The following is a 22,047-nucleotide window of genomic DNA, read 5'->3' as shown; positions in this document are numbered from 1 at the left end:
GTGCCACCTCGTGTCCGTATTACCCGAGGGCGGGACCATGAGGCTGGTACTTAATAACTCTTTCGAGCATGAGGTTAAGACTTTCCGTCGTACCTTGGTGCGGAGGGTTCGTGTGCTAAACCCAGTAGTAGGATGTTCGTCGCGTGCATTCCGTAACCATAGTAAGTGGCCAGCTGCGGGCCGTTAGTCAGAATAATTGCAGTGGACACTCCGACGAGTACCGCAAGCATTGCAGAGGGGTACCACTTGTCTGAGTAAAAGGCCGGAGTAAAGTGTGAAGCAATTGACATAGCCCAAATCATGCCGATGATGGCGATCGGGCGGGCAAGATCGTAATCGTGAATCCAGCGGTAGCGGGCTTGGGTGGCCTAGCAGTCGGAGGGTTGAGCGCCTGGCACCGGATTTCCTCTTAGCTTGGACCCATCGGAAAGCCCAACCGACGTCAAACCGTACGTGTGCGCTGAGCTCAGTGATTCGGGCTTTGATGTGGCCCAGTTGGGGTACAGCCTGTACTGGTATTGTCTACGAGCAGTGTTGGTTGATGCCCGCTGTTTGTAGCTTGGCGCTACCAGCAACGTGATGGGAAAGGGACGAAGGCGTGAAACGGATCCTGGTTATTGGTGCACCCGGAACGGGCAAGACCCACTTCAGCAATCAGCTCAGTGATATCACCGGAATAGAAGTGACACACATGGACTTGCTGTACTGGAATGCGGACAAAACACCTGTTAGTCGGGGAGTGTTCCGGACCCGCCTGCTTAACGTTTTGCACCGTGAGCAGTGGATTATCGACGGCACTTACAACCAGACCATTGATCTACGTCTGCATCATTGCGATACGGTGTTCTTTTTGGATTATCCCGTCGAAACTGCGTTGGGTGGCCTTGAGGCGCAGCGCAACAAAGCGCGTGCCGACGTCCCCTGGGAAGGGGAGCATCCGTCACCGAAGGTGTGGGAGTCTATCCATGCATTCCCGCGTACGTTGCGCCCCGCGATCGTCGATAAGCTCCAAGCTCTTGACGGGGTTACTGTCCACGTTTTTTCTTCCCGCACTGAGGCCGATGACTTTCTTGTGCAGGCACGCACCCCCGCAGGTGGCACTTCTGGGACTTCATCAGCTGCCAACATGAATTGAAGATGAATAGTGGCACCCCTGAATATTTGTACCCCTATCAAAGTACTAGCGGGTTGCCTATGGTGGATTCGTACGCCAAGCCCCCTGCATCACGTGTGGCGCGGGGGAGAGCTTGGATACATTCGGCACAGCGCACCGACCCCTTAGGACCCTTAGGGGTAGGTGCGTTGCTGTGTTTCCGCCTCCGGAAGTCTTGCGAGTCAGCCACTTGATAATCGCGTCCCGTTTTGGCCTGCCACCTGACGATTTGTGTGAATACTGTGCGTTCACTTATTGTTAACAAGTCGCACATGCGAGCACAAGGCCCCGTTCGTCTAGTGGCCTAGGACGCCGCCCTCTCACGGCGGTAACACGGGTTCAAATCCCGTACGGGGTACCACTGTGCGGAAACACACACCGGGGTGATAAAGAAACGAGCCGGCTGGTGAGTATCACTGATCCTTGCTAAGTCAAGGCACATCAGTCGTACAGACTGCGCCGGTGGCCAAGGTTAACGGTAATAATGGTGATTTCCTCGTCGTGAATGCTGGCGATAAACCGGTAGTCGCCCACCCTCCACCGCCATCATCGCGTCCTATCTCCAATACGGGCCACAATTAAGCGGCTGCTTTCTTTAAAAATCGTTTTCACACCCCACTACTACGTTGAGAAGAATACGCACCGGTTAAAAACTAAGGTGAAGGCCAGGGACGGCGTCGACAAGCTCGCGTGTGTAGTTCTCGGTGGGGGAGGTGTACTTTCCTGCACTGTTGTGGTATCAAGTTGACTATCGTGCCCAACCCAAAAAGTGCAAGTATCACCGTAGACCCCCACTGTTCGAATAGCCTGAGATAGTTGTATCCCGGCACCAGGCTGGTTAAGGTGCAAAGATGTTTAAAGTTGCTTCCGCCGCAGTAATGCTGCTTGGCGCGGTCGCGTACTCTACCTTTATTCATGAGGCGCTGCTGGGTTTTCCTCTATCGCCCGCAGTCTCTTATCTGTCTGAGTATTCGGCGTTGAGCAGCCCTTACCGCCGAATATTTGCGACGAGTGACGTGATCTGGGCCCTTTGTAGTTTCGCTGGAGCAGGACTGCTCTGGTGTCTACACCGACCCCGCCTGGGCATTGCCCACAAGCTACTCCTTTTCGCACTAGCTGGACAGGCCCTGTTCACTTTCCTGGATGTGGCCTTTCCGCTTCGGTGCGCGGAGTCCCTTCCCTCCTGCACCGGGCAGACGGGGCTCACCGTGCACGTGGCTGCCTCCGTGGCGGTTGCTGGCATGCAGATGCTCATGGTAGTAACTGCTGCTTTCCTAGCCGTGCGGTTACACCATTATCGGGCTTGGTTTGTTGCCTTAATGGTTGTCTACTTAGTAGCCACAGTAGTTTTGTTGTCCGGCGAGGCGTTCGGCTTCCCGGTCGGTTACAGCCAGCGTGTCCAAATTGGGGTGGCTGCCACAACCGTTGCCAGTATGTGGTTGCTGTTTAGCTACGATGCAAAAGATGTGGATTCTTCTTCCCGCATGGGGATGCCTGCCTACTGACTACCACCGGCTCTTTCCCGCTTCCCACGAGGTAACCGGGCCGATGTGGACAGGTGATCCGCTATTGACTCAACCACTTGAGGCCATCCGTAACCAGATCGCCGTACCTTCTGAGCAAGTGAATCTGTTTGGGCATTCCTTGGGTGGGCTTCTCGCTATCGAATGGATGTTACGCTTTCCCGACGAGGTCAACCGGGTGGTGTTAGTAGACCCGACCGAACCAATCCTGCCCGATCACAGGCACCACCCGACGCCGCGCGCCGATGCGATTATGCGGCAGGCGAAGCGTCGAAAAGCCTATGTTGAACTTATATCTCCTGTGGCTGGCATCGCGTTGCCCCTTGCGCGCAGCCTAGCTACCGCAGCCGGATACGTGGCAGGAAAGGACAGTTGGCGAGCATACGCAGGAGTGCCAAATACCCGTTCATGGCTTACAGATCTTGCCTTATCCCGGCCAAAACAGCACGCCGTAGGAGAACTAATTAATGCAGGTTCAACTTCCGGGATCGAAACAACCATGCTGATCAGCAACTCCAACTGGGATTCCGCGTTTGTGGGCCAACAACTCAAGTTAGCCAAGACCCTACAAGCAGATCGGGTTGAAGTGGTGCCTTCGCATCACATGTTTCCGTTAACCAAACCTCATTTGGTCCAGCCCTTCCTCTAGCTTCCTTGAAGTGTGTCCCAATGCGAGCTTGGCGGGTTACTCGGCGTTAGAATTAACCAATGCGTTCTCATTGGCAATCACACCTCATTCTTGGTGCTGCACAGTTAAGCGTGTTGTGGTTGGCTGTGGGCATAATCCTGGGCGAGATTAATCCAAAATTGGTAGATGCAATCTACACAGTCTTTTTCCTTGCCGGATTGCCTGCCTTCCCAACACTTGTCCTATTGGTGATTACAAGCCTGCTTGTCTCCGGGATGTTACGCGGTTTGAGAGCTGCCTTTATCACCTATATAGCTCTCTTCCCGGGAATGTCTGCGCTAGTGAGCCTTGGCTACGGCGGGGCAATGTTGGTGGGGCTGTACAGCTACACACCGAGAGACATTGTCTATACGGTCATCAGCCTTGTCGCTGCATTCGGCTGGTTATGGTGCGCTGCAACAGCTATTAAAGATTTTCCGGCCCGGCTGCGGCGCAGCAAGTATGCGGCGCTTGGAGCCCTTGTTGCAGGGCTTGGGCTATCAGTAGTTATTACCTGGTTGTTGTTGCTGTTCTTCACAGGCTTCGGGCCGGGCTATGGGGTGCTTCTTGCCTTTGATACCGCGCTGAGTATCAACGCCACCACAGATGCTTTGACCGTGCAAACCGTTGCACCTGGCTGGATCACTTTTATCAGCCATGCTGTTTCGGCACTGGCAGTGCTTAACGCGCTGCGGGTTTTGCTGCGGGTTCCTGCGGCAAAACCAGCTACGGAAGATGAATATCGTGCTCTGCGTCGAATCATAGCTGCGTCGGATGCGCCAGGGTCCCTGGACTATTTCGCAGCGAACGATGACCGCTCCACAATTTTCTCTCGCGATGGCCAGGCAGCTGTGTCTTTTCGGCTCATCGGTGGTGTGGCCGTAGCAGCGGGAGACCCCATTGGTAGGCAGGCGTCGTGGACGGACGCAGTTAACCAGTGGATTAAAATTGGCACACATAATGGCTGGATTCTTTCAGTGGCTTCCACCTCAGATGTGGGAGCACGTGTCTACCAACAAGCGGGGATGAGCATTGCCAGGTTAGGCGATGAAGCTGTTATCTCTACCGAGAAATTTCGGTTGAAAAATTTACCGGAGGTCCGCCGCGACTCAGCTGCGGCAAAAAATGCCGGGTACACCGTGTCCATTACCCGCCAAGGCGACATGTCCGCAGAGGCACTAGCCGAGCTCCGCCATGTGGTCACCAGCTGGCGTACGGAAAAAGAACGCGGTTTTACAATGGCCTCGGGGCGAGTCGGGGATCCGCGCGATCCCCGTACCGTGGTGGTGATGGCCCGGAACGCACAGGGAGAACCTATGGGGGTATTAACGTTTGTACCCTGGGGCAGCCGGGGTGTTTCCCTCGATGTGATGCTGCGCAGCCCCCAAGCAGTCAGCGGCGTTACTGAGCTTATGGTCTCAACTCTTGCCACCGAAGGCCCTGAGCTAGGAATCGAGCGCTTTTCCCTCAACTTTGTCACCTTCCGTGAAGCACTGACACGCGGTGCCATGTTAGGGGCAAGCCCACTACAGAAACTGCTGCTTAAGTTTCTTGTGCTGTCTTCACGGTGGTGGCAGATTTATAGCCTGTATCAGTCGAATGTGAAGTACCAGCCGGAGTGGGTGCCGCGCTACCTTGGGGTGATGGATTCTTTCCATGCCGCGCGCTGCCTTATTAGTTTTGCGGCTGGAGAAGGTTTCCTCCCCCTCGGAGGTGCCCGCACAACCACAGCGCTTGGACAACCGGAGCTTATTAAGCAGATTGAACAGGAAGCATTGCGCCCCGCTTTGGCGCCACGCCAACTATCGCCACTACAAAAACACCGGCATGGGTTAGTCCAGCAGATGCGTGCCACTGGCCATGAGCCCTACCCGGCACGGGTGCCGCGTAACGCTGAGCTTGATCAACCCAGCGAGGATCAACTCCGCGAGGGCACCGTGTCAGTCACAGGTCGGGTTCGCTATATCCGTAACCACGGTGGGGTTATTTTCGCTGACATCGTTGAAGGCGAACACGAGCTTCAGCTTATTGTGGAGCGTGCTACACAGCCCGCCCATACTGATTTTCGTCGTTGGGTAGGTCGTGGCGACATTATTTCTGTCACCGGTACCCATGGTACTTCGCGTACGGGGCATCCTTCTTTGCTGGTGCAGTCGTGGGAAATGGCGGCGAAATGTCTTGTCCCGGTGCCCATGGTGGCTTCGGCAGATCCTCACACTCGTGCGATGCTGCGTCACATGGATTTTGCGCTCAACCCTGATGCGCGCCGCATATTTATTGCCCGCTGCCAAGCGGTCGCGGCGGTGCGCTCGGTGTTACAGGAACACGGTTACCTGGAGGCGGAAACTCCGATCCTGCAAACGATCCATGGTGGTGCCAACGCTAGGCCTTTCCGTACCCACATTAATGCCTATGACCAAAACCTGACGTTGCGGATTGCCCCCGAGCTCTATCTAAAGCGGTTAGTGGTGGGCGGTTTTGAGAAGGTCTACGAGATTGGCCGTAATTTCCGCAATGAAGGTGTCGATGCCACCCACAACCCTGAATTTACCTCCCTCGAGGTCTATCAAGCCTTTGGCGATTGGGATACGATGCGTGAGCTCACCGAAGAAATTGTGCGCGCAGCTGCCCTGGCCGTCCACGGCTCGCTCATCCTTGACGCCCCGGATGGGTCGAGCGTAGACCTGGGAAAGCCGTGGCCGGTGGTGTATGTTGTCGAAGCAGTGTCCGAAGCCGTCGGAGAAACGATCGATCTGGCTGCACCCCTTGAGCGCTACCAGCACTTAGCCCAGCGCTACGGGCTGCAGCCTTCCTCGGTTGGGGATCTGGTCACGGAGCTTTACGACGAATTGGTGGAGCCAACCACGGTGGCCCCAACGTTTTATGCGGGCTTTCCCACTGAAACCTCACCATTGACAATGGCGGATCCTGAGCAGCCGCTGATTGCTCAGCGCTGGGATCTGGTTGCTTTTGGTATGGAATTGGGAACGGCCTACACCGAGCTTGCTGATCCTGTGGAACAGCGCGCCCGCCTAGAACAACAGTCTTTGTTGGCCGCCGGTGGTGATGTGGAGGCCATGGAAGTCGATGAGGATTTCTTGACGGCCCTGGAATTCGGGTTCCCGCCCACCGGTGGAATGGGGATGGGTATTGACAGGCTGGTGTTGCTGCTGATGTCAACGACAATCCGTGAGGTGCTGGCCTTCCCGTTTGTTAAACCACGTAATTAACCAACTACGGGGATATAGCCCACTCTGGTTAAGGTCAAGCTGAGTTTTGGCGAGGTGATTAATCGTGAAACGGATTACAGTGTTCGGTGTCCCAGGCACCGGGTAAACGCACTACAGCAACCAGCCCAGCGCCCTGACCAGCATTGAGGTCACTCATATGGACATGCTGTACTGGAATGCCGATAAGACTCCCGTGTCACGTGGTGTGTTCCGCCAGCGCCTACTCAACGTTTAACACCGCGACGAGTGGATCCTTGACGGCACCTACAACCAGACCATGGATTTGCGGAGGCATCATTGCGATACCGTGTTCTTCCTCGACTACTCCATGGAGACAGCGCTCGATGGTCTGGAACGGCAGCGAGGCACGCCTCGTAACGATGTGCCGTGGGAAGGCGAGCACCCATCACCGAAAGTGGAACAGTTCGCTCAGGAATTTCCGCAGACGTTGCGCCCCGCGATCGTCGATAAGCTCCGTGCACTTGACGACGTTACCGTGCATGTCTTTTCAACCCGCGCTGAAGCTGATCGTTTTGTGGGGGAGTACCGCACCCCCGGGAGTGACGCGTCTGAAACCGTTTAGACAGCCTATATGAACCATAGGTGAAGTCTGTTACCCCCGAATCCCGCATCCGCGCGCGGAATGAGGGTGGTTTGCCTATGGTTAACGTGCACGCCAAGCCCCCTGCGTCACGTGTGGCGCGGGGTTGAGCTTGGGTCCGCTCGGATCAGCGCACCGCCACCATGGTAGGTGCGCTTCCGTGTTTCTACCCCCGACCAGCACATCGTACGAAAACCCCAAACAGCGTAAATCTTCAGTAGCAGGGTAAGACCACTCGTAGCATTTGAAAAGCCCTAATTTTCCCACTGCGTGCAGATTATGGTGGGTGGTAATGAACCAGTTGGCAGAAAGGAGATTAGATGGCATCGATCGGAAACGATCAGGATTGCGTTAATCGTAACCATGCTGATCAACCTCTACAACCCGGAGAAACTGCGGCATAGCCATAATCCGAGCTTCACAGTCGCCAGAGATGCGGGAAGCCAAGGAGCTAGAACCGGACGAAGAAGTTGATTAGCTCGCCGACACCGCGAACGCACCACAAAGACGGCATGTACTGAAGCCTCGCGAGTCAACCACTTGAGAATTGCGGACGTGGTTACGGGTGAGCACGAACCCGGGCCAGAGACACTTCCGCCCGAACGACCTGCAGCTCAGTAGAAATCATCTTTAGCGAAGCGACGGTTCAACATCGCGCACCCCCAGACTTCCGCTGGGGTGCGTTTGCACGTGCGTGCGTCGCTTCGCTCCGCCCGGCAGGAGGGCTGAACGACGGGCGCTTGTTCCGTTTCTGTGCTGGGTCCAGGTGATTTGTGGGGGTGTCTGTGTGTTCATTTACTGTTAACACGTCGCAAATGCGAGCGCAATGCCCCGTTCGTCTAGTGGCCTAGGACGCCGCCCTCTCACGGCGGTAACACGGGTTCAAACCCCGCACGGGGTACAGCGGTCAGGCTCGTGCCGAACCGCTTTAGTTTTTAACGAGGCGGCTGGTGTTATTTCACTGGCTGCCTCGTTTTCTCTATGTACGCTTAACCCTCCATGCGCGCCCGGTCCCTCTAGGCTCGGTTCCCTGTTCTCCTCGGTTGTCATTTCTCGTTTTCGCGCGAGAAAATTCAAAAACTGACAACCGAATGTGCTTTTGTTTGGCTGTGTCATGTGTCCTTACTGTGGCGTTTGCTGTAGCACGTAGGGTGCCAAGGCACAGGCTTGCAATCGCAACACCACAGACACGGCAAAACCAGCCCACACCAAAGCCGTTCCCGCGCTACTTGAAACCTACTCGAAAGCTACTCGAAACAGTCTGCACACCGATTGATCTGCGCAAACTCACCTACTCGAAACCTACTCGAAAATTTTTCGAGTGAAATGAGTGCCATGAATGACTGGTTAATCCGCCCCGAAGATCAATGGTTTGAAAGGAAATCTTTTCGTATCAAGCCCAGGGATCTTGCGAAAACAATCGTTGGGTTTGCTAATGCTGAAGGTGGCACTATTGCCGTGGGTATTCGTGAGGGCAACTTCGAGGGCAAGCCGAGTGCCAAGCAGGAAAATGATTTGCGGCAAACAACGTTTGATCACACTGATCCAACTGTTGTCGTCGACATACGGGAAGAGGAAGTCGAAGGTCAAACCCTTCTTTTATTTGTTATTGAACCAAGTGCGCGCGTCCATTACACAATGGGGGGAGATTGTTTTCTTCGTGTTGGTGATGAAACACGTGCCCTCAATCTTGATGAAGTTTTGGAGCTCCGCTACACCAAAGGTGAACAGCAATTTGATGCCACACCCTTGACTGATGTGGCAATCGAGGAGCTCGTGGGAGTAGAAGAGTATGCACAACGGATCGGTTCGGCCAGTGCTTATGATGCCCTGCGGGCACACCACCTGGTTACGGCTAAAGAGGAAGTAACCACTGCGGCTTACTTGCTTTTCCATCCGCAACCGCAGCAGCGTTTCCACAACGCTCACGTGCGGGTATTGGTGTGGAATGAGCCTCACCGGCTGCCGGGGTATCAGCAGCAGTTAGTTCAGGATCAGCGGTTTGAGGGGCCACTTCCTCAGCAGATTCGGCAGGCCCAGGATTTTATTCTGGAAGTTTTGCCTACTGTTAAACGTCTAGGTACAAGTGGAATTTTTGAAGAACATACACTGATTCCGCATGAGGTGTGGCTTGAGGGGTTGGTTAACGCTGTCATCCACCGTTCTTATAGCTTGATCGGTGATCACATTCGTTTTGAGATTTTTCCTGATCGCATCTCCATTTCCAGCCCGGGTCGATTTCCTGGGTTGGCGGATCCATCGCGCCCGGAATCGATCGCCCGTTTTGCGCGCAACCCGTTAGTTGCCCGTGTCATGGCGGAATTGAATGTTGGCCAGGAGCTGGGGGAGGGTATTCGAAGGATGTTTGCTGGTATGCGCCGGGTTGGTTTTCAGGATCCGATTTATCAGCAGACTAGTGGCAGCGTGTTGCTTACCCTTTCCACTGAGCAGAAGCTTAACGACGATCGCTTGCGCTTGCTGCCAAAGTACTCTGACACGGTGCTAGCTGCTCTTCATCTACATGGGGTGCCGTTGTCTACTGGCGAGGTAGCCGTGGCAGTTGGAATTTCTGTCCCTTCAGCCCGTAGGGCATTACAAGCGTTGCGGCAGAACGGGATTATCCAGTGGCAGGGTAAGGGCCCCAATGATCCGCGCGCAGCGTGGAGTGTGGAAGGCCCATTGCGTTAGACCAGTGAGTTTTTCCCGACTTACGTCATTTTAGTGCCGAATAGCCGCAACTATTAGGTTTGCTTGATCTTATTGATGAGGTTTTGCACATCGGGTGGTAGCGGTATAGCGGCGTGAATAGTTTGCCCATTGATGTTTAGTTCGAAGTTGCGGTATTTCTTTAAGGTTCGTACGAGTCGTTTGATGCTCAGCCCAGTGGCGTTTTCCATCATCCGGCTGATAGCCAGTGCAGGCATCACAATCATTTCGCGCTCATCTTGACATGAGGCACTACGTATCTCTCATAGGTAAAAAAGAGATTTCGGTCACTGAAGGCAGTGGCGTGTCCGGACGGCGTGTGCCCAGAAAGTGTTTACGTTCTTGGACATCCTCGCCTTGAGGTCCCTCTTCTACCTCAAGCTGTAACTGCGGCCGGGTACAGTACGTTCATGATCACAACTCTATGGAGAGACCTGCTGAACGTAGTCCGGCCCGCGCTCGCGGCCACGGCTCTAGCAGGCACCGTTCTAGCGAGCACGGCACTGGCTAGCACCGCCCTGCCACCGGTAGCCCACGCCCAGGCCCCAGCACGCTCGTACAGTTCTACCAGCTCTGATCCGCATGGGCAGTACTCGTCGATCGGGTCGAGTGCGCATGACGCATCGTCGGCAGCCGCTGCGGCCTCAAGCTTGTCTTCTACGGTGCCTTTGTCCGCGGCACCTGCGATCACGCTGGCAGAACTGGCAGAAGGCCCGCTGGGCTCGGCCATGTTTGAAGGCATGGCGGGGGTGACAGGATCGTCGTTAAGCTCCGGCTCGAGCAACGCGGCCACGACTTTCCCGGACCCAGACGCACCCCCTGCCGAATTTCGCCACATCCGCCACCTCGAGGGCAATGTGTACGAGTTTACGGTGTATTCGCCGTCGATGGACCGCCTGGTGAAAAATGATATTCTGCTGCCGGGCGGGCCCGACAACATTGCTGCGCGCCCCACCTTCTACTTGATGATGGGTGCCGACGGTGCCGCTGGCGGTTACAGCTGGTACAACTCCAGCAACTACCAGGAATTTTTCGCGGATAAACACGTCAACGTGGTCACACCGAAAGGGTCTGTTAGCTCCATGCAGGCTGATTGGTACGAGGAAGATGTGGCCACCGGCACCAACAAGTGGAGCACCTACCTCACCCGGGAGCTTCCGCCGCTTGTCGACGAGTTATTCCACGGCACCGGCCGCGATGCTATAGCGGGGATCTCGATGTCAGGCGGGCCAGCGCTGGCAATTGCGTCGCTGGACCCACAGCGTTTCAAGGCGGCGGGCTCGTATTCCGGCTGCCCGTCGACCACGGGTGTGCTGGGGCTTAGCTACGCGTGGTCCGGGGTGACCATGAATGGGGCAGACCCCACCAAAATGTGGGGCCTGCCTGGCGATGAAGCGTGGGCTGCGCACTCGCCGGTGTTGCACATTGATGCGCTGCGCGATACTGCGGTGTTTGTGGGCTCGGCCCAGGGCGTGCCCGGCGAGATTGATGCTGCTCCACTTTCGTCGCGCATCAATGCTCAGATGGGTATTGAGATGGCCTCGTATGCGTGCTCCGCGCACTTCGTGGACCAGGCGCGCAAGCAAGGCCTCGAAGTTACCTGGTATCCGCTGGTGGAAGGGACACACACGTGGGGTGTGTTTGAGAAGTTGATGCGCAAGTCCTGGCCCACGATCGGGCCTGCGATTGGCGTGGAGTAAGGCGCCGCTAGCCGCGCTTCTCGACGAGCGCCTGTGTCGGCTGCGTCACAGTTTCATCCGGCACCGTGACACCGGACCTGCTAGGCGATACCCCGCTTGTCAGCTTCGACCACTTCGGTTCAACTAACCGCCCAACAGGTGTGGCACTGTGGGCAAACCTCGAGGCGTTGAACCCTGGTGGCAGCGCGAAAGATCACACCGCGCGCGATCCTGCGCCACGCCATCCGCTTCCCCCAGGGCGTGGCTGCCGGCTATTTCATGCACATCTTAGATAGCGCCTCGCACCAAATCCCGTTGGCCCACAACGTGGTCTACCCACCGGGAACGCTCGATGGCATCGATGCCGGCAGGGACACGGTCTAACCACAGCGCCATCCACTATTCCACTTCGGTGAATTTACGGTCCCAGGCGGAACGGACGGGGTTGGCGTCGGCAAGCAATAAGTCGAAGCGGTCATTAGCGATCTCGATGATTTCAGTGAGCACGGCGCGGTGTTCCTGTTCCGGGGAATTCGCTAAACGGCGCAGCCCCTGCTCCACAACACTGTCCACAGTGTCATTGGTGTCCAAGTAGGCAACAAACGGCATTCCGAATTTATTGCGGTACTCCGCGGCGATCGTCGTTACGCGCTCCACGTCAACATCGTCGAGATCATCGAGGCCGAACGATCCGCGGTCTGCAGAAATGCTGGGGGCGTCCTCATCGCTTGCCAGAAGGAGCTCATCCATGGCCGGGTAGTCGTGGATCAAGCGTTCGCGCTGTTCCCGCTCGGCGGTGAGCACGCCGATCTGGATCGCGGCGCGCAACTCATTGACGTCGCCGAACGGGCGTGACTGCCACGCAGCCTCCAGCGGGAAAGTCTCATTATTAAACAGTGGGCGCAGGGCTGCAACAAACTGGTCACGGTCCATAGCGTTGAGCTGATCAAGTGTTATATCCCTGCCGGTGGCACGCGAGACAGAAGCACCTTCATCCTTGCCCACGTGGAAGAAGAAAATATTGAGCACGATCGCGGTGATCGCACCAATCGACATACCCGAGGACACAAACGCGCGCGCCCACTCCGGAAACACCTGGGCGATATCCGGCTTGAACGTGACCAGCATGGCCAGGCCCAAGGCTGCGGTGACGATGGTGGCGTTGCGCCCATCAGAGATATCGGCCTTCGCGATGGTTTGCAGTCCCACCCATGCCACGTTGGCGAACAGGATCAGCGAAGCACCACCGAGGACTGGCGACGGAATAGACGCCACGATCGCACCGGCCTTGGGCAACAGGCCGAGAAGAATCATGAACCCGGCAGCAGCAACCGCGACCCAGCGCGACTTCACCCCGGTCAAGCGCACCAAACCAACATTCTGGGCGAAGCAGGTGTACGGGAAAGAGTTCATCACACCCCCGATCACGGTGGACAGGCCGTCAGCCCGGATCGCGCGGACCACATCGCCGCGGCGGATGCGCTTTTTCACAATCTCGCCGGTAGCAAACACATCGCCGGTAGTCTCCACCATGGTAATCACCATCACGATGATCAAGGAAAAGATCGCAATCAGATCAAACTGCGGCACACCGAAATAAAACGGAGTGGTGATACCGAACGCATCGGCGGTGGCTACATCGTCAAAGTTGGCATCACCAAGAACAAGCGCAACACCGGTACCCAGCACCAAGCCGATCAGCACCGACAACGTACCCAAGAAACCCTTGAAGAAACGCTGCACCACAATGATCGCCACAATGGTGCCGAAGCCATACACCACATCTCGGGTGGCTGGCACCCCATCGGCATAATTCACCAAGTCATTAGCAGACACCGCCAGCAACGAAGTACCCATCACCAACAGCACCGAACCCGTCACCACCGGCGGGAAGTACTTCAAAAACCGCCCAAACAACGGGGCCACAAAGAAAGTAAAAAGACCAGCGGCGATAATGGCGCCATAAATCGTCGGCAAGCTAGCAACGCCACCAGCGCCATCGGTAGCACCCAAGCCAATCGCAATGATCGGGGAGACCGCGGTCGTCGTCACGCCCTGGATAATTGGCAAGCGCACACCAATGTGGCGGCCGATACCGGCTGCTTGAATGATCGTGGCAATACCGCAGGTTAAAAGATCCGCGTTGATGAGGTGAATAGTGGTAGCGGTATCCAGGTTCAGTGAACTGGCGATCAGCAACGGAACGATCACCGCACCTGCGTAAAACGCAAGGACATGTTGAAAGCCGAGCGCCGCCAACTTCGGGGCTGGCGGGACGGCATCAACTGGGTGTTGCGGGGTGTGCTTGGGCGATTCCGGGGCGACGGTAGCCACGAAGTCCTCCTTGAAGGGGCGAAGCAAATATTGAATGACGCCCACAGACTAATCGCAGGAACAAAGAAAGTACGAATGGGGCAGTCTTCGCGGCACCTCACATCTCAGAACGCGCGACGTGGATGAGCGCCTCTGCATCATCGTTGGGGGAGGCCCCGCGCAGGCGCACCGCGTGGAGGTGGCGCACAAACGTCAGTCCGGGCGTATCGACGACCACCAGTCGGCCCAGCGCAATCTGGTCAGCCACCGCGCCCCGCGCGATCACACCAGGAGCACCGAGGGCGACGATACCGGCGCGCTGCGATGCCAAGGAACCGAACTCACCAGCCGGGGTGGACAGAGTACCGAGAACATCCTCGACGACCCCACGAGTACCAGAGCCTTTTTCGCGAACAACCAGCGCAGTGGTGCGCAGCATCTCGGCGGTAGCGGTAGTACCCGCCCACGGGTGGTCGGGCGTGACGACGAGCACCAGTTCATCTGTGCCAAGGTCTGTTTCCTCGAGATGATGCGGAGTGGTTCCGCCCTCAACAATGCCCACTGCGACTTCCCCGGAGGTGACCAAATCGCGCACACCAGTGGAATTAGCCTGGCGCATCGCCAACTGCACAGTGGGATAGAGCGCGTGGAACCGGGCTGCCCACACAGGGTAGTACAGCTCCGCAACCGTATTCGACACCGCGATATGAAGGTGGCGGGCGGAGGTGTCGTCGTTAAGCGCGGCGACAAGCGCGGTGAACTCGCCGGCTGCTTCGAACAGGGCCGGCAGCGCCTTAATGACCTTCGCACCGCGCTCGGTGATGGTTACACCGTACGGGGAGCGGTTAAAAACTGTCAGCCCCAGAGTTTTCTCGGCGCGGGCGATGCGTGTGCTCATCGTCTGCTGGTGGATGGCTTGTTCGCGCGCAGCTGCCGAGATGGATCCGGTGCGGGCTACGTGATGCAACGCCTGCAAGTCATCGAACGCGGGCAGTGTTGGGTACATGGTTTCATGGTACCCCTCACCATGTGCATGGACTCCCGCGGGACAGGGTGGTGAATTTAATATCGCACATATGACAAAACCTGTGCAGTTGCCACCGCCGGGGCCCGCCTGGGCCGGATCGCTGATGGGCACCTCCATTGCAGCCACCTTGACGGACTTGCACGGGTGGCCCGTGGTGCCGTGGATCTTTGCGATCGTGGCAGCAGGCATCTTCTTTTACATCACCATCGGCTGGATCATGCACCGCACCCCTGCGTTCACCCACCTCAAAATGGGGCCATGGGGAATGTACGCCATGGGCATTCTGGCGTTGGGTTCTGCCTGGGCATCGGTTACCGGGGCCGACATGTTCCAAATAGTTACCTGGTGGGTAGGCACCGCACTGGGCATTTGGGTGTGTCTGCTGCAGCTGCGCGGGTTTGAAGGAGCGCCGAACTTTACGTGGGGTCTGGCGTTGGTGGCTCCCATGGTGGGCGCAACCGGCGGTGGCCAGTTAGCTCCGGAGCACGGGCCTATCTACTGGTATATCGGCACCGGCTGCTTTGTGCTGTCGCTGGTGACAGGCATTCCAATCTTCGCGCGCGCCTATGCGGAGGTGCTGCGCGGTAACTTCGTACCAGCCGGTGCGGCCGCGGGTACCGCCTGGATTCCGCTGGGTATTGTAGGCCAATCAACCGCGGCAGCCCAAGTGCTGTTCGGCGGCTGGTACGGCGTGCTCCATGGGACCGTCATGTTTACTGTGGGCATCGTGTTGGTAGCGTACGCGGCCAGCCGCTTCTGGCCGGCGGTAGTCCGCTGGCAGGAATACGGCCCCGGTTGGTGGGGGTCCACATTCCCCACGGGCACGATTTCCTTGGGCGCGCACTACCTCTCGCTAACCACCGGATACGCTTGGCTGGACACCGTCAGTGTTGTGTTCCTCTGCTTGCTAGTGATCCACTGGAGCGCGTGTGTGGCGCGCTGGGTGGGGTGGCTGACCCGCGAATCGCCTGGCGCGGTGGACAACGCGCAGCGGCGACGCGAGGCGTCCGTCGCTCACAGCTAATCCGACGGTCGCACCAGTGCACAGTGGAGCAAGAACTTTACGACGGGTTCAGTGTAGTTAGTCCGGCGACGCTGCGGGTCAATTGTTGGGCGGCGTTGGTGAGCTGCGCGCCCCATGTTTTCGCCGGTGAAGGTCCAAGACGCTCTGCTGGGCCCGAGACGCTCAGCACAGCGATAAGCTCTGCATGTTGGTCAAATACGGGGGCCGACAGGCTGGCAAGGCCCGGCTCGCGCTCGCTGACGGATTCGGCAAGACCACGCTCGCGAACTGCGCGAAGGTCTGCCTCGGAAAAACCAGACTGATCAGTCTGTGAGTGAGCCGCAAAGACGTGGGCTGCTGACCCGTGGGTGAGTGGCAGTTGAGATCCCACCGCTACCGTGTTGTGGAGGCCCACCGGTGGCTCTTGGGCAGCAATACAAGTTCGGGTGGCGCCTGTGAGTTGGTACAGCTGGACTGACTCGCCGGTTGTGGCTACCAGTTGTTCCATGATCGGCAAAGCGGCCGTAAGTAGTGGGGGAGGAGAGGAGGGGGCTAATCGTCGTAAAGTGTCGCCTATTGTCCACGTGCTGTCGGGCGTGCGCGTGAGAAGATCATGGGCTTGAAGGGCTGTGGCAAGTCGGTGGGTTGTGGCGCGCGGGATCCCGGTGGTGTCGGTGATGTCGTGCAAGCTCATGCCGTGTGGACCGGCTGCGGCCACGGCGTGCAGGATCGCCACGGCACGGTCAAGTACTTGAATTCCGGAGGCTGCGCTATACTTTCCCATAGAACGAACACTACCATCCCATCTGGTGAGATAAGCAAGGAGATGTACATGGCCCACAAGGCAGACAAGCCGCTGACACTGGCAGAAAAAGTGTGGCGCGACCACGTGGTCAAGCACGGTGAGAATGGCGAACCCGACCTCATCTACATCGACTTCCAGCTGCTGCACGAAGTCACCAGCCCCCAAGCATTCGACGGACTACGCATGGCAGGACGCGCAATGCGCCACCCCGAACTCCACCTAGCCACCGAAGACCACAACGTGCCCACCGAAGGCATCAAAACCGGCAACTTGCTCGAAATCAAAGAACAAACCTCGCGCCTACAAGTAGAAACGCTACGCAAAAACTGCGAGGAATTCGGCGTGCGCCTTCACCCCATGGGAGATGTGCAGCAAGGCATCGTGCACACCGTTGGCCCGCAGCTGGGGATCACCCAGCCCGGCATGACCATCGTGTGCGGCGACTCACACACCTCCACCCATGGCGCTTTCGGCGCGATTGCCATGGGGATTGGCACCTCCGAGGTCGAACACGTCATGGCCACCCAAACGCTATCGCTAAAGCCGTTTAAGACCATGGCGATCGAGGTCACCGGCGAGCTTTCCGACGGCGTGACAGCCAAGGACTTAATCCTGGCGATCATTGCAAAGATCGGCACCGGTGGCGGCCAAGGCCACATCATCGAATACCGCGGCGAGGCCATCGAAAAGCTGTCGATGGAAGCCCGCATGACCATCTGCAACATGTCCATCGAAGCCGGTGCGCGTGCCGGCATGGTTGCACCCGACCAAAAGACTTTCGACTACGTCGAAGGCCGCGAGTTTGCACCCAAGGGCGCCGACTGGGACGCCGCAGTGGAGTATTGGAAGACCCTACCTACCGACGAGGGCGCCAAGTTCGACACCGTCGTCGAAATCGACGGGTCTGCACTAACCCCATTTGTCACCTGGGGCACCAACCCAGGCCAAGGCCTCCCACTGGGTGCAACCGTGCCAAGCCCAGAAGACTTCCACGACGAGTCCTCCAAAGCAGCGGCAGAAAAGGCACTGAAGTACATGGACCTTGAGCCCGGCACCCCGCTGCGCGACATCAAAATCGACACCGTATTCTTGGGCTCCTGCACCAACGCGCGCATCGAAGACCTCCGCGCAGCAGCATCCGTGATCGAAGGCAAGCGCATTGCCGACGGCACCCGCATGATGGTCGTGCCCTCCTCCACGCTGGTGAAACAGCAAGCAGAAGAAGAAGGCCTCGACAAAATCTTCACCGACTTCGGCGCCGAGTGGCGCACCGCCGGCTGCTCCATGTGCCTCGGCATGAACCCAGACCAGCTCGCCCCAGGGGAGCGCTCAGCGTCGACAAGCAACCGCAACTTCGAAGGCCGCCAAGGCCCAGGCGGACGCACCCACCTGGTCAGCCCACTGGTTGCCGCAGCCACCGCTATCACCGGCCACCTCGCAAGCCCCGCAGACCTGTAGATGCTCGCAAGCTCGCATCTACGGGCAAAGAGCTCGCATCTACAGCTTCAGAAAAGGACAAACCTCATGGATCAATTCACCACCCACACCGGCGTCGGCGTGCCCCTGCAACGCTCCAACGTCGACACCGACCAGATCATCCCCGCCGTCTTCCTTAAACGCGTCACCCGCACCGGCTTCGAAGACGGCCTGTTCCACAACTGGCGCACCAAAGAAGAAGACTTCGTGCTCAACCAAGAGCCGTACGCCAACGGCTCCGTCCTGTTCGCAGGCGAAGACTTCGGCACCGGCTCGTCGCGCGAACACGCGGTCTGGGCGCTGATGGACTACGGCTTCAAAGCCGTCTTCAGCCCCCGCTTTGCCGACATCTTCCGCGGCAACTCCGGCAAAGCCGGCCTGCTCGCGGGCATCATGAGCGAGTCCGACATCGAACTGATCTGGAAGCAGCTCAACGAGCAGCCAGGCCTCGAAGTCACCGTGTCGCTGGAAGACCGCACCGTCACCGTGGGCAACTCCACCTACACCTTCGACATTGACGACTACACCCGCTGGCGGCTGATGGAAGGACTCGACGACATCGGCCTGACCCTGCGCGAAGAAGACCACATCGTCGACTACGAGGTGGCCCGCCCCGCGTTCAAACCAGCCGTGAGCTAACGCACCGGAAGAGGGCTGGGCATGTAGTCGGCGCCGGTTAACTCGCCGTCAACAAACGACAGCACCCACACACTGGCCTTTTTCGCCTTGATCTCGTCGTCGATCGGCAGCCGCCCCCGCGCAGACAACCACGCAATCATGTCCGGAATGATCACGCCCTGGCCAACGATCACACTCACGCCACCGTCCTCAACCACGTCCATAAAAGCGCGCTGAGCTTTCACCTGCGATTCGAGCCAGCCGTCATCGCCAAATCGCTTATCGACGACCACGTCAATCCCCAGCTCGTCGGCAAGCGGGGCAGCTGTCTGCTGGCAGCGATCCGGTAGCGCCGAATAGATCCGGGTCGGCCCGAACGCGGTGAGCATGGGCACCAACAGCTCGGCCTGGTGGCGGCCCTTCTTCTCCAGCGGGCGCAGATCATCATCGCCATCCCACTTCTCCCGATCATGCGCTTTGGCGTGACGCACAAACAACACACGCGCCGACGGCGGAGTGCGCAACCGCTTCTCCGCCTTCATCAACACCGCTGTATCCAGCTCATAGGTCATCAATTCCTGCGCCTGGCCCATCGGCAGCCAACGGATCTCATCAACCTCGTCGTTGGGTACAAACTCGCCGCCGGTGACCTCGCCGGTCCAGTAGTACACCACCTTCATAGCGCCGCCAACAGGGTAGATGGTTTTGCCGAGTAGCTTGCCCAGGCGCACGTCATAGCCAGTTTCCTCTTTGATTTCGCGAACCGCAGTCACCGGCAGCGACTCCATCGGGTCCACCTTGCCCTTGGCCAGCGACCAATCGTCGTAATGCGGGCGGTGAATGCACGCCACCTCAATCGCGCCGGTGTTGTCGAGGCGCCACAGCACGGCACCAGCGGCCAATGTCGTGTTGGCGAATTCTTTGATTGGCCGATTGGGGATCCGCTGCAAACGTCCCGTCACCCACTTCTCGCCACGCGTGTCTTTATCCGTTTCATGCAAAGCGGTGTGTTTACCCATGTTTCCAATTGTGGCGCATGCGGGACCGTCGCGCCATTTGATCTAAGATAAACCTGAATGAATTATTCGCTTTTCGACGAATACTAAGGCAACGACACAGAAGGGAACTGCAGATGGTGAACGTCGCGGTGATGGGGGCTGGCTCGTGGGGAACCACGCTGGCCAAAGTCTTTGCCGATGCGGGTAATACGGTGACGTTGTGGGCTCGTCGTGACGCACTCGCCAGCACGATCGCGACCACCCGGCGCAACCCGGACTATTTACCCGAGGTGGAACTACCAGAATCGATCGTGGCCACCAGCGACGCCACTCGCGCGTTGGACAACGCAGCCATTGTGGTGTTCGCGGTGCCGTCGCAAACCATGCGCCAGAATTTGCAGGCCTGGACACCGCTGCTGCCAGCCGATGCGACGTTGCTGAGCATCTCTAAAGGGATAGAGACCGGCACCTACAAGCGCATGACGGAGGTCATTGAGGAAATCACCGGGTTTGATCGCAACCAGATCGCCGTTCTCACCGGCCCCAACCTTGCACGGGAGATCGCCGACGAACAACCGGCAGCCACCGTGATAGCGTGCACTAACGAAAACCGCGCCAAACTTGTACAGGCCGCGTGCGCCACGAACTACCTGCGCCCGTACACCAATACCGACGTGATCGGCTGTGAAATCTCCGGCGCGTGCAAGAATGTGATCGCCCTGGCCTGTGGCATGGCCTCAGGCCGTGGCCTTGGCGAAAACACGCTGGCCACCGTGATCACCCGTGGCCTGGCAGAGATCACCCGGTTAGGCACATCCCTTGGTGCAGACCCCCGCACATTTGCGGGCTTGGCCGGCATCGGAGACCTCGTCGCTACGTGTAATTCAACATTGTCACGCAACCGCACCTTTGGCTTCCAACTAGGCCAGGGCGGCACCCTGGAGCAGGCTACAGCGGCAACGCAGGGCCAGGTAGCAGAGGGGGTCACCACGTCGAAAAGCGTGTTCGACCTGGCGGGAACCGTGGGTGTGGAAATGCCCATTACCCAGGCCGTGTACGCCGTGTGCCACCGTGGCATGAGCGTAGGCGACATGGTGGTGGCGCTGATGGGCCGGTCCAAAAAGTCGGAATAAACAAAAGTCCGAAGAGCAGAAGGTAGTCTTAACCTGTGATTCGTGTAGCAGTAATTTATGGTGGCCAGTCCACCGAGCATTCCATCTCATGCATCTCCGCCGCGTCGATCATGGCAGCGCTGGATACGGCCAAATATGAGATCGTGCCCATTGGCATCACCCGCGACGGCGTGTGGGTCGAAGGCGTCCTAGATCCCGTCGCCGGGGTTCAGCGCCCAAGTGTGGCGGCCGGCCCCGAGGTGGCACTGAGCATTAACCCCACCCGCCGCGGCCAAATCACCTCGGTGGACTCCGGCGCACTGCTAGCCACCGTCGATGTTGTCTTCCCTGTGCTGCACGGCCCGTTCGGCGAAGACGGCACCATCCAAGGCCTGCTGGAGATGAGCGGCATCCCATACGTGGGCACCGGCGTGCTGTCGTCGGCGTGCGGCCAAGACAAAGAGTTCACCAAAAAGCTCATGGTTGCCGAGCACCTGCCGGTCACTGACGAGTTCATCCTCCGCGACGGCGACGTGCTGCCCGAAGACCAAAAAGCACGCCTTGGCCTACCCGTGTTTGTGAAACCTGCGCGCGGCGGCTCCTCGATCGGCATTTCGCGTGTCGACGATTGGGCCGACCTACCCGCAGCGGTTGCCCTAGCCCGCGAGTCTGACGACAAAGTGATCATCGAAGCCGAACTGGTTGGCGACGAGGTCGAGGTCGGCGTACTCGAATACCCAGACGGCACCATCGTGGCCTCACCGCCGGCACTGCTGGTGGGCACCAACGAGTCCGACGAAGGCTTCTACGGCTACGAAACCAAATACTTCGACGATGTTGTCTCCGCCGAAATTCCAGCACCATACGACGAGGACACGGTGCGCCAGATCAAAGCTTTGGCAATAGAAACGTTCCGTGCCTTGAACTGCACCGGACTGGCGCGCGTAGACTTCTTCGTCACCGCAGACGGGCCTGTGCTCAACGAGATCAACACCATGCCAGGTTTCACGTCGATCTCCATGTACCCGCAGGTTTTTGCCGCCGCTGGAGTGGCCTACGGCGAGCTGCTGGACACCTTGATCCAGACCGCGCTGGCAGGCGAGACGCAAGGCGCTCGTCGTTAACGTCGGCGCGGC

17 protein-coding genes, 2 tRNA genes and 2 pseudogenes are annotated in these 22,047 nt (G+C 58.1%); 15 read left to right on the top strand and 6 right to left on the bottom strand.

Features of this window, described 5'->3' with window-relative positions; genetic code table 11:
* Nucleotides 1-74 precede the first annotated feature (74 nt).
* The gene (locus CKV99_RS14240) at nucleotides 75-290 is read right to left on the bottom strand and encodes a hypothetical protein (RefSeq protein ID WP_143063462.1); all 216 of its coding nucleotides are present in this window, start codon (nucleotides 288-290) and stop codon (nucleotides 75-77) included.
* Nucleotides 291-598: 308 nt separating this feature from the next.
* Here CKV99_RS14240 and CKV99_RS06130 point away from each other — a divergent pair, with 308 nt between their 5' ends.
* From CKV99_RS06130 to CKV99_RS06095, 8 genes are all read left to right on the top strand, one after another.
* Complete coding sequence (locus CKV99_RS06130) at nucleotides 599-1,135, top strand: P-loop NTPase family protein (protein WP_092260109.1); 537 nt, start codon at nucleotides 599-601, stop codon at nucleotides 1,133-1,135.
* Between the two features lie 303 nt (nucleotides 1,136-1,438).
* Nucleotides 1,439-1,514: transfer RNA gene (locus tag CKV99_RS06125), tRNA-Glu, on the top strand.
* A gap of 490 nt (nucleotides 1,515-2,004) precedes the next feature.
* On the top strand, nucleotides 2,005-2,658 hold the full coding sequence (locus tag CKV99_RS06120; RefSeq protein WP_092260107.1) for a DUF998 domain-containing protein: 654 nt from the start codon (nucleotides 2,005-2,007) through the stop codon (nucleotides 2,656-2,658).
* Complete coding sequence (locus tag CKV99_RS06115; protein ID WP_169872608.1) at nucleotides 2,618-3,325, top strand: alpha/beta hydrolase; 708 nt, start codon at nucleotides 2,618-2,620, stop codon at nucleotides 3,323-3,325. Before CKV99_RS06120 ends, CKV99_RS06115 begins: the two co-directional genes overlap by 41 nt.
* 59 nt (nucleotides 3,326-3,384) lie before the next feature.
* Nucleotides 3,385-6,573, top strand: coding sequence for a bifunctional lysylphosphatidylglycerol synthetase/lysine--tRNA ligase LysX (lysX, locus tag CKV99_RS06110; RefSeq protein WP_092260103.1), 3,189 nt, complete (start codon nucleotides 3,385-3,387; stop codon nucleotides 6,571-6,573).
* Between the two features lie 277 nt (nucleotides 6,574-6,850).
* The gene (locus CKV99_RS06105; RefSeq protein WP_143063461.1) at nucleotides 6,851-7,156 is read left to right on the top strand and encodes a P-loop NTPase family protein; all 306 of its coding nucleotides are present in this window, start codon (nucleotides 6,851-6,853) and stop codon (nucleotides 7,154-7,156) included.
* An 846-nt stretch (nucleotides 7,157-8,002) separates the two neighbouring features.
* A tRNA-Glu gene (locus CKV99_RS06100) sits at nucleotides 8,003-8,075 on the top strand.
* Between the two features lie 434 nt (nucleotides 8,076-8,509).
* Nucleotides 8,510-9,862, top strand: a complete 1,353-nt coding sequence (locus CKV99_RS06095) for an RNA-binding domain-containing protein (RefSeq protein ID WP_231910192.1) — start codon at nucleotides 8,510-8,512, stop codon at nucleotides 9,860-9,862.
* 53 nt (nucleotides 9,863-9,915) lie between these two features.
* Here the strand turns inward: CKV99_RS06095 and CKV99_RS06090 are convergent.
* Nucleotides 9,916-10,104 (bottom strand): annotated as a pseudogene (locus tag CKV99_RS06090) (IS1634 family transposase); the annotation flags it as partial.
* Nucleotides 10,105-10,290: 186 nt separating this feature from the next.
* Here CKV99_RS06090 and CKV99_RS06085 point away from each other — a divergent pair.
* Together CKV99_RS06085 and CKV99_RS06080 are read left to right on the top strand one after the other, a co-directional pair.
* Nucleotides 10,291-11,580: an alpha/beta hydrolase gene (locus CKV99_RS06085; RefSeq protein ID WP_092260095.1), complete on the top strand. Its 1,290-nt coding sequence runs from the start codon at nucleotides 10,291-10,293 to the stop codon at nucleotides 11,578-11,580.
* A 174-nt stretch (nucleotides 11,581-11,754) separates the two neighbouring features.
* A pseudogene (locus CKV99_RS06080) lies at nucleotides 11,755-11,943 on the top strand (Y4yA family PLP-dependent enzyme); the annotation flags it as partial.
* A 15-nt stretch (nucleotides 11,944-11,958) separates the two neighbouring features.
* On the opposite strand, the gene CKV99_RS06075 reads toward CKV99_RS06080, so the two are convergent.
* Both CKV99_RS06075 and CKV99_RS06070 read right to left on the bottom strand, forming a co-directional pair.
* On the bottom strand, nucleotides 11,959-13,893 hold the full coding sequence (locus CKV99_RS06075) for a solute carrier family 23 protein (RefSeq protein ID WP_092260092.1): 1,935 nt from the start codon (nucleotides 13,891-13,893) through the stop codon (nucleotides 11,959-11,961).
* A 97-nt stretch (nucleotides 13,894-13,990) separates the two neighbouring features.
* A complete protein-coding gene (locus CKV99_RS06070) occupies nucleotides 13,991-14,878 on the bottom strand; it encodes a LysR family transcriptional regulator (RefSeq protein WP_092260090.1) in 888 nt (295 codons plus the stop codon).
* Between the two features lie 70 nt (nucleotides 14,879-14,948).
* Between CKV99_RS06070 and CKV99_RS06065 the strand changes: the two genes are divergently transcribed.
* A complete protein-coding gene (locus tag CKV99_RS06065; RefSeq protein ID WP_092260088.1) occupies nucleotides 14,949-15,923 on the top strand; it encodes an SLAC1 family transporter in 975 nt (324 codons plus the stop codon).
* A 37-nt stretch (nucleotides 15,924-15,960) separates the two neighbouring features.
* Here CKV99_RS06065 and CKV99_RS06060 read toward each other — a convergent pair whose 3' ends face one another.
* Nucleotides 15,961-16,686, bottom strand: a complete 726-nt coding sequence (locus CKV99_RS06060; protein WP_092260086.1) for an IclR family transcriptional regulator — start codon at nucleotides 16,684-16,686, stop codon at nucleotides 15,961-15,963.
* A gap of 48 nt (nucleotides 16,687-16,734) precedes the next feature.
* Here CKV99_RS06060 and leuC point away from each other — a divergent pair, with 48 nt between their 5' ends.
* Both leuC and leuD read left to right on the top strand, forming a co-directional pair.
* Nucleotides 16,735-18,165 (top strand): 3-isopropylmalate dehydratase large subunit, encoded by a 1,431-nt coding sequence (gene leuC, locus CKV99_RS06055; protein ID WP_408607554.1) that lies wholly within the window; start codon nucleotides 16,735-16,737, stop codon nucleotides 18,163-18,165.
* Nucleotides 18,166-18,231: 66 nt separating this feature from the next.
* On the top strand, nucleotides 18,232-18,822 hold the full coding sequence (gene leuD / locus CKV99_RS06050; protein WP_092260083.1) for a 3-isopropylmalate dehydratase small subunit: 591 nt from the start codon (nucleotides 18,232-18,234) through the stop codon (nucleotides 18,820-18,822).
* Here the strand turns inward: leuD and CKV99_RS06045 are convergent.
* Nucleotides 18,819-19,820 (bottom strand): NUDIX hydrolase, encoded by a 1,002-nt coding sequence (locus CKV99_RS06045; RefSeq protein ID WP_092260081.1) that lies wholly within the window; start codon nucleotides 19,818-19,820, stop codon nucleotides 18,819-18,821. The two genes, leuD and CKV99_RS06045, sit on opposite strands and share 4 nt — an antisense overlap.
* Nucleotides 19,821-19,933: 113 nt before the next feature.
* Here CKV99_RS06045 and CKV99_RS06040 point away from each other — a divergent pair, with 113 nt between their 5' ends.
* Together CKV99_RS06040 and CKV99_RS06035 are read left to right on the top strand one after the other, a co-directional pair.
* The gene (locus tag CKV99_RS06040; RefSeq protein ID WP_092260079.1) at nucleotides 19,934-20,932 is read left to right on the top strand and encodes an NAD(P)H-dependent glycerol-3-phosphate dehydrogenase; all 999 of its coding nucleotides are present in this window, start codon (nucleotides 19,934-19,936) and stop codon (nucleotides 20,930-20,932) included.
* 35 nt (nucleotides 20,933-20,967) lie between these two features.
* Nucleotides 20,968-22,035 (top strand): D-alanine--D-alanine ligase family protein, encoded by a 1,068-nt coding sequence (locus CKV99_RS06035; RefSeq protein WP_092260077.1) that lies wholly within the window; start codon nucleotides 20,968-20,970, stop codon nucleotides 22,033-22,035.
* Nucleotides 22,036-22,047 lie beyond the last annotated feature (12 nt).

Origin of the sequence: Corynebacterium cystitidis (assembly GCF_900187295.1) — a bacterium.
GTDB classification, from domain to species: domain Bacteria; phylum Actinomycetota; class Actinomycetes; order Mycobacteriales; family Mycobacteriaceae; genus Corynebacterium; species Corynebacterium cystitidis.
This window is presented reverse-complemented; position numbering and strand designations above follow the sequence as displayed.

Coding starts and splice junctions, on each gene's coding strand:
- CKV99_RS06115 (WP_169872608.1), top strand. CDS start 2,618: ATGTGGATTCTTCTTCCCGCATGGGGATGCCTGCCTACTGACTACCAC.
- CKV99_RS06105 (WP_143063461.1), top strand. CDS start 6,851: ATGGATTTGCGGAGGCATCATTGCGATACCGTGTTCTTCCTCGACTAC.
- CKV99_RS06060 (WP_092260086.1), bottom strand. CDS start 16,686: ATGGGAAAGTATAGCGCAGCCTCCGGAATTCAAGTACTTGACCGTGCC.
- lysX (WP_092260103.1), top strand. CDS start 3,385: ATGCGTTCTCATTGGCAATCACACCTCATTCTTGGTGCTGCACAGTTA.
- CKV99_RS06085 (WP_092260095.1), top strand. CDS start 10,291: ATGATCACAACTCTATGGAGAGACCTGCTGAACGTAGTCCGGCCCGCG.
- CKV99_RS06065 (WP_092260088.1), top strand. CDS start 14,949: ATGACAAAACCTGTGCAGTTGCCACCGCCGGGGCCCGCCTGGGCCGGA.
- CKV99_RS06070 (WP_092260090.1), bottom strand. CDS start 14,878: ATGTACCCAACACTGCCCGCGTTCGATGACTTGCAGGCGTTGCATCAC.
- CKV99_RS06045 (WP_092260081.1), bottom strand. CDS start 19,820: ATGGGTAAACACACCGCTTTGCATGAAACGGATAAAGACACGCGTGGC.
- CKV99_RS06040 (WP_092260079.1), top strand. CDS start 19,934: ATGGTGAACGTCGCGGTGATGGGGGCTGGCTCGTGGGGAACCACGCTG.
- CKV99_RS06095 (WP_231910192.1), top strand. CDS start 8,510: ATGAATGACTGGTTAATCCGCCCCGAAGATCAATGGTTTGAAAGGAAA.
- CKV99_RS06120 (WP_092260107.1), top strand. CDS start 2,005: ATGTTTAAAGTTGCTTCCGCCGCAGTAATGCTGCTTGGCGCGGTCGCG.
- leuD (WP_092260083.1), top strand. CDS start 18,232: ATGGATCAATTCACCACCCACACCGGCGTCGGCGTGCCCCTGCAACGC.
- leuC (WP_408607554.1), top strand. CDS start 16,735: ATGGCCCACAAGGCAGACAAGCCGCTGACACTGGCAGAAAAAGTGTGG.
- CKV99_RS14240 (WP_143063462.1), bottom strand. CDS start 290: ATGTCAATTGCTTCACACTTTACTCCGGCCTTTTACTCAGACAAGTGG.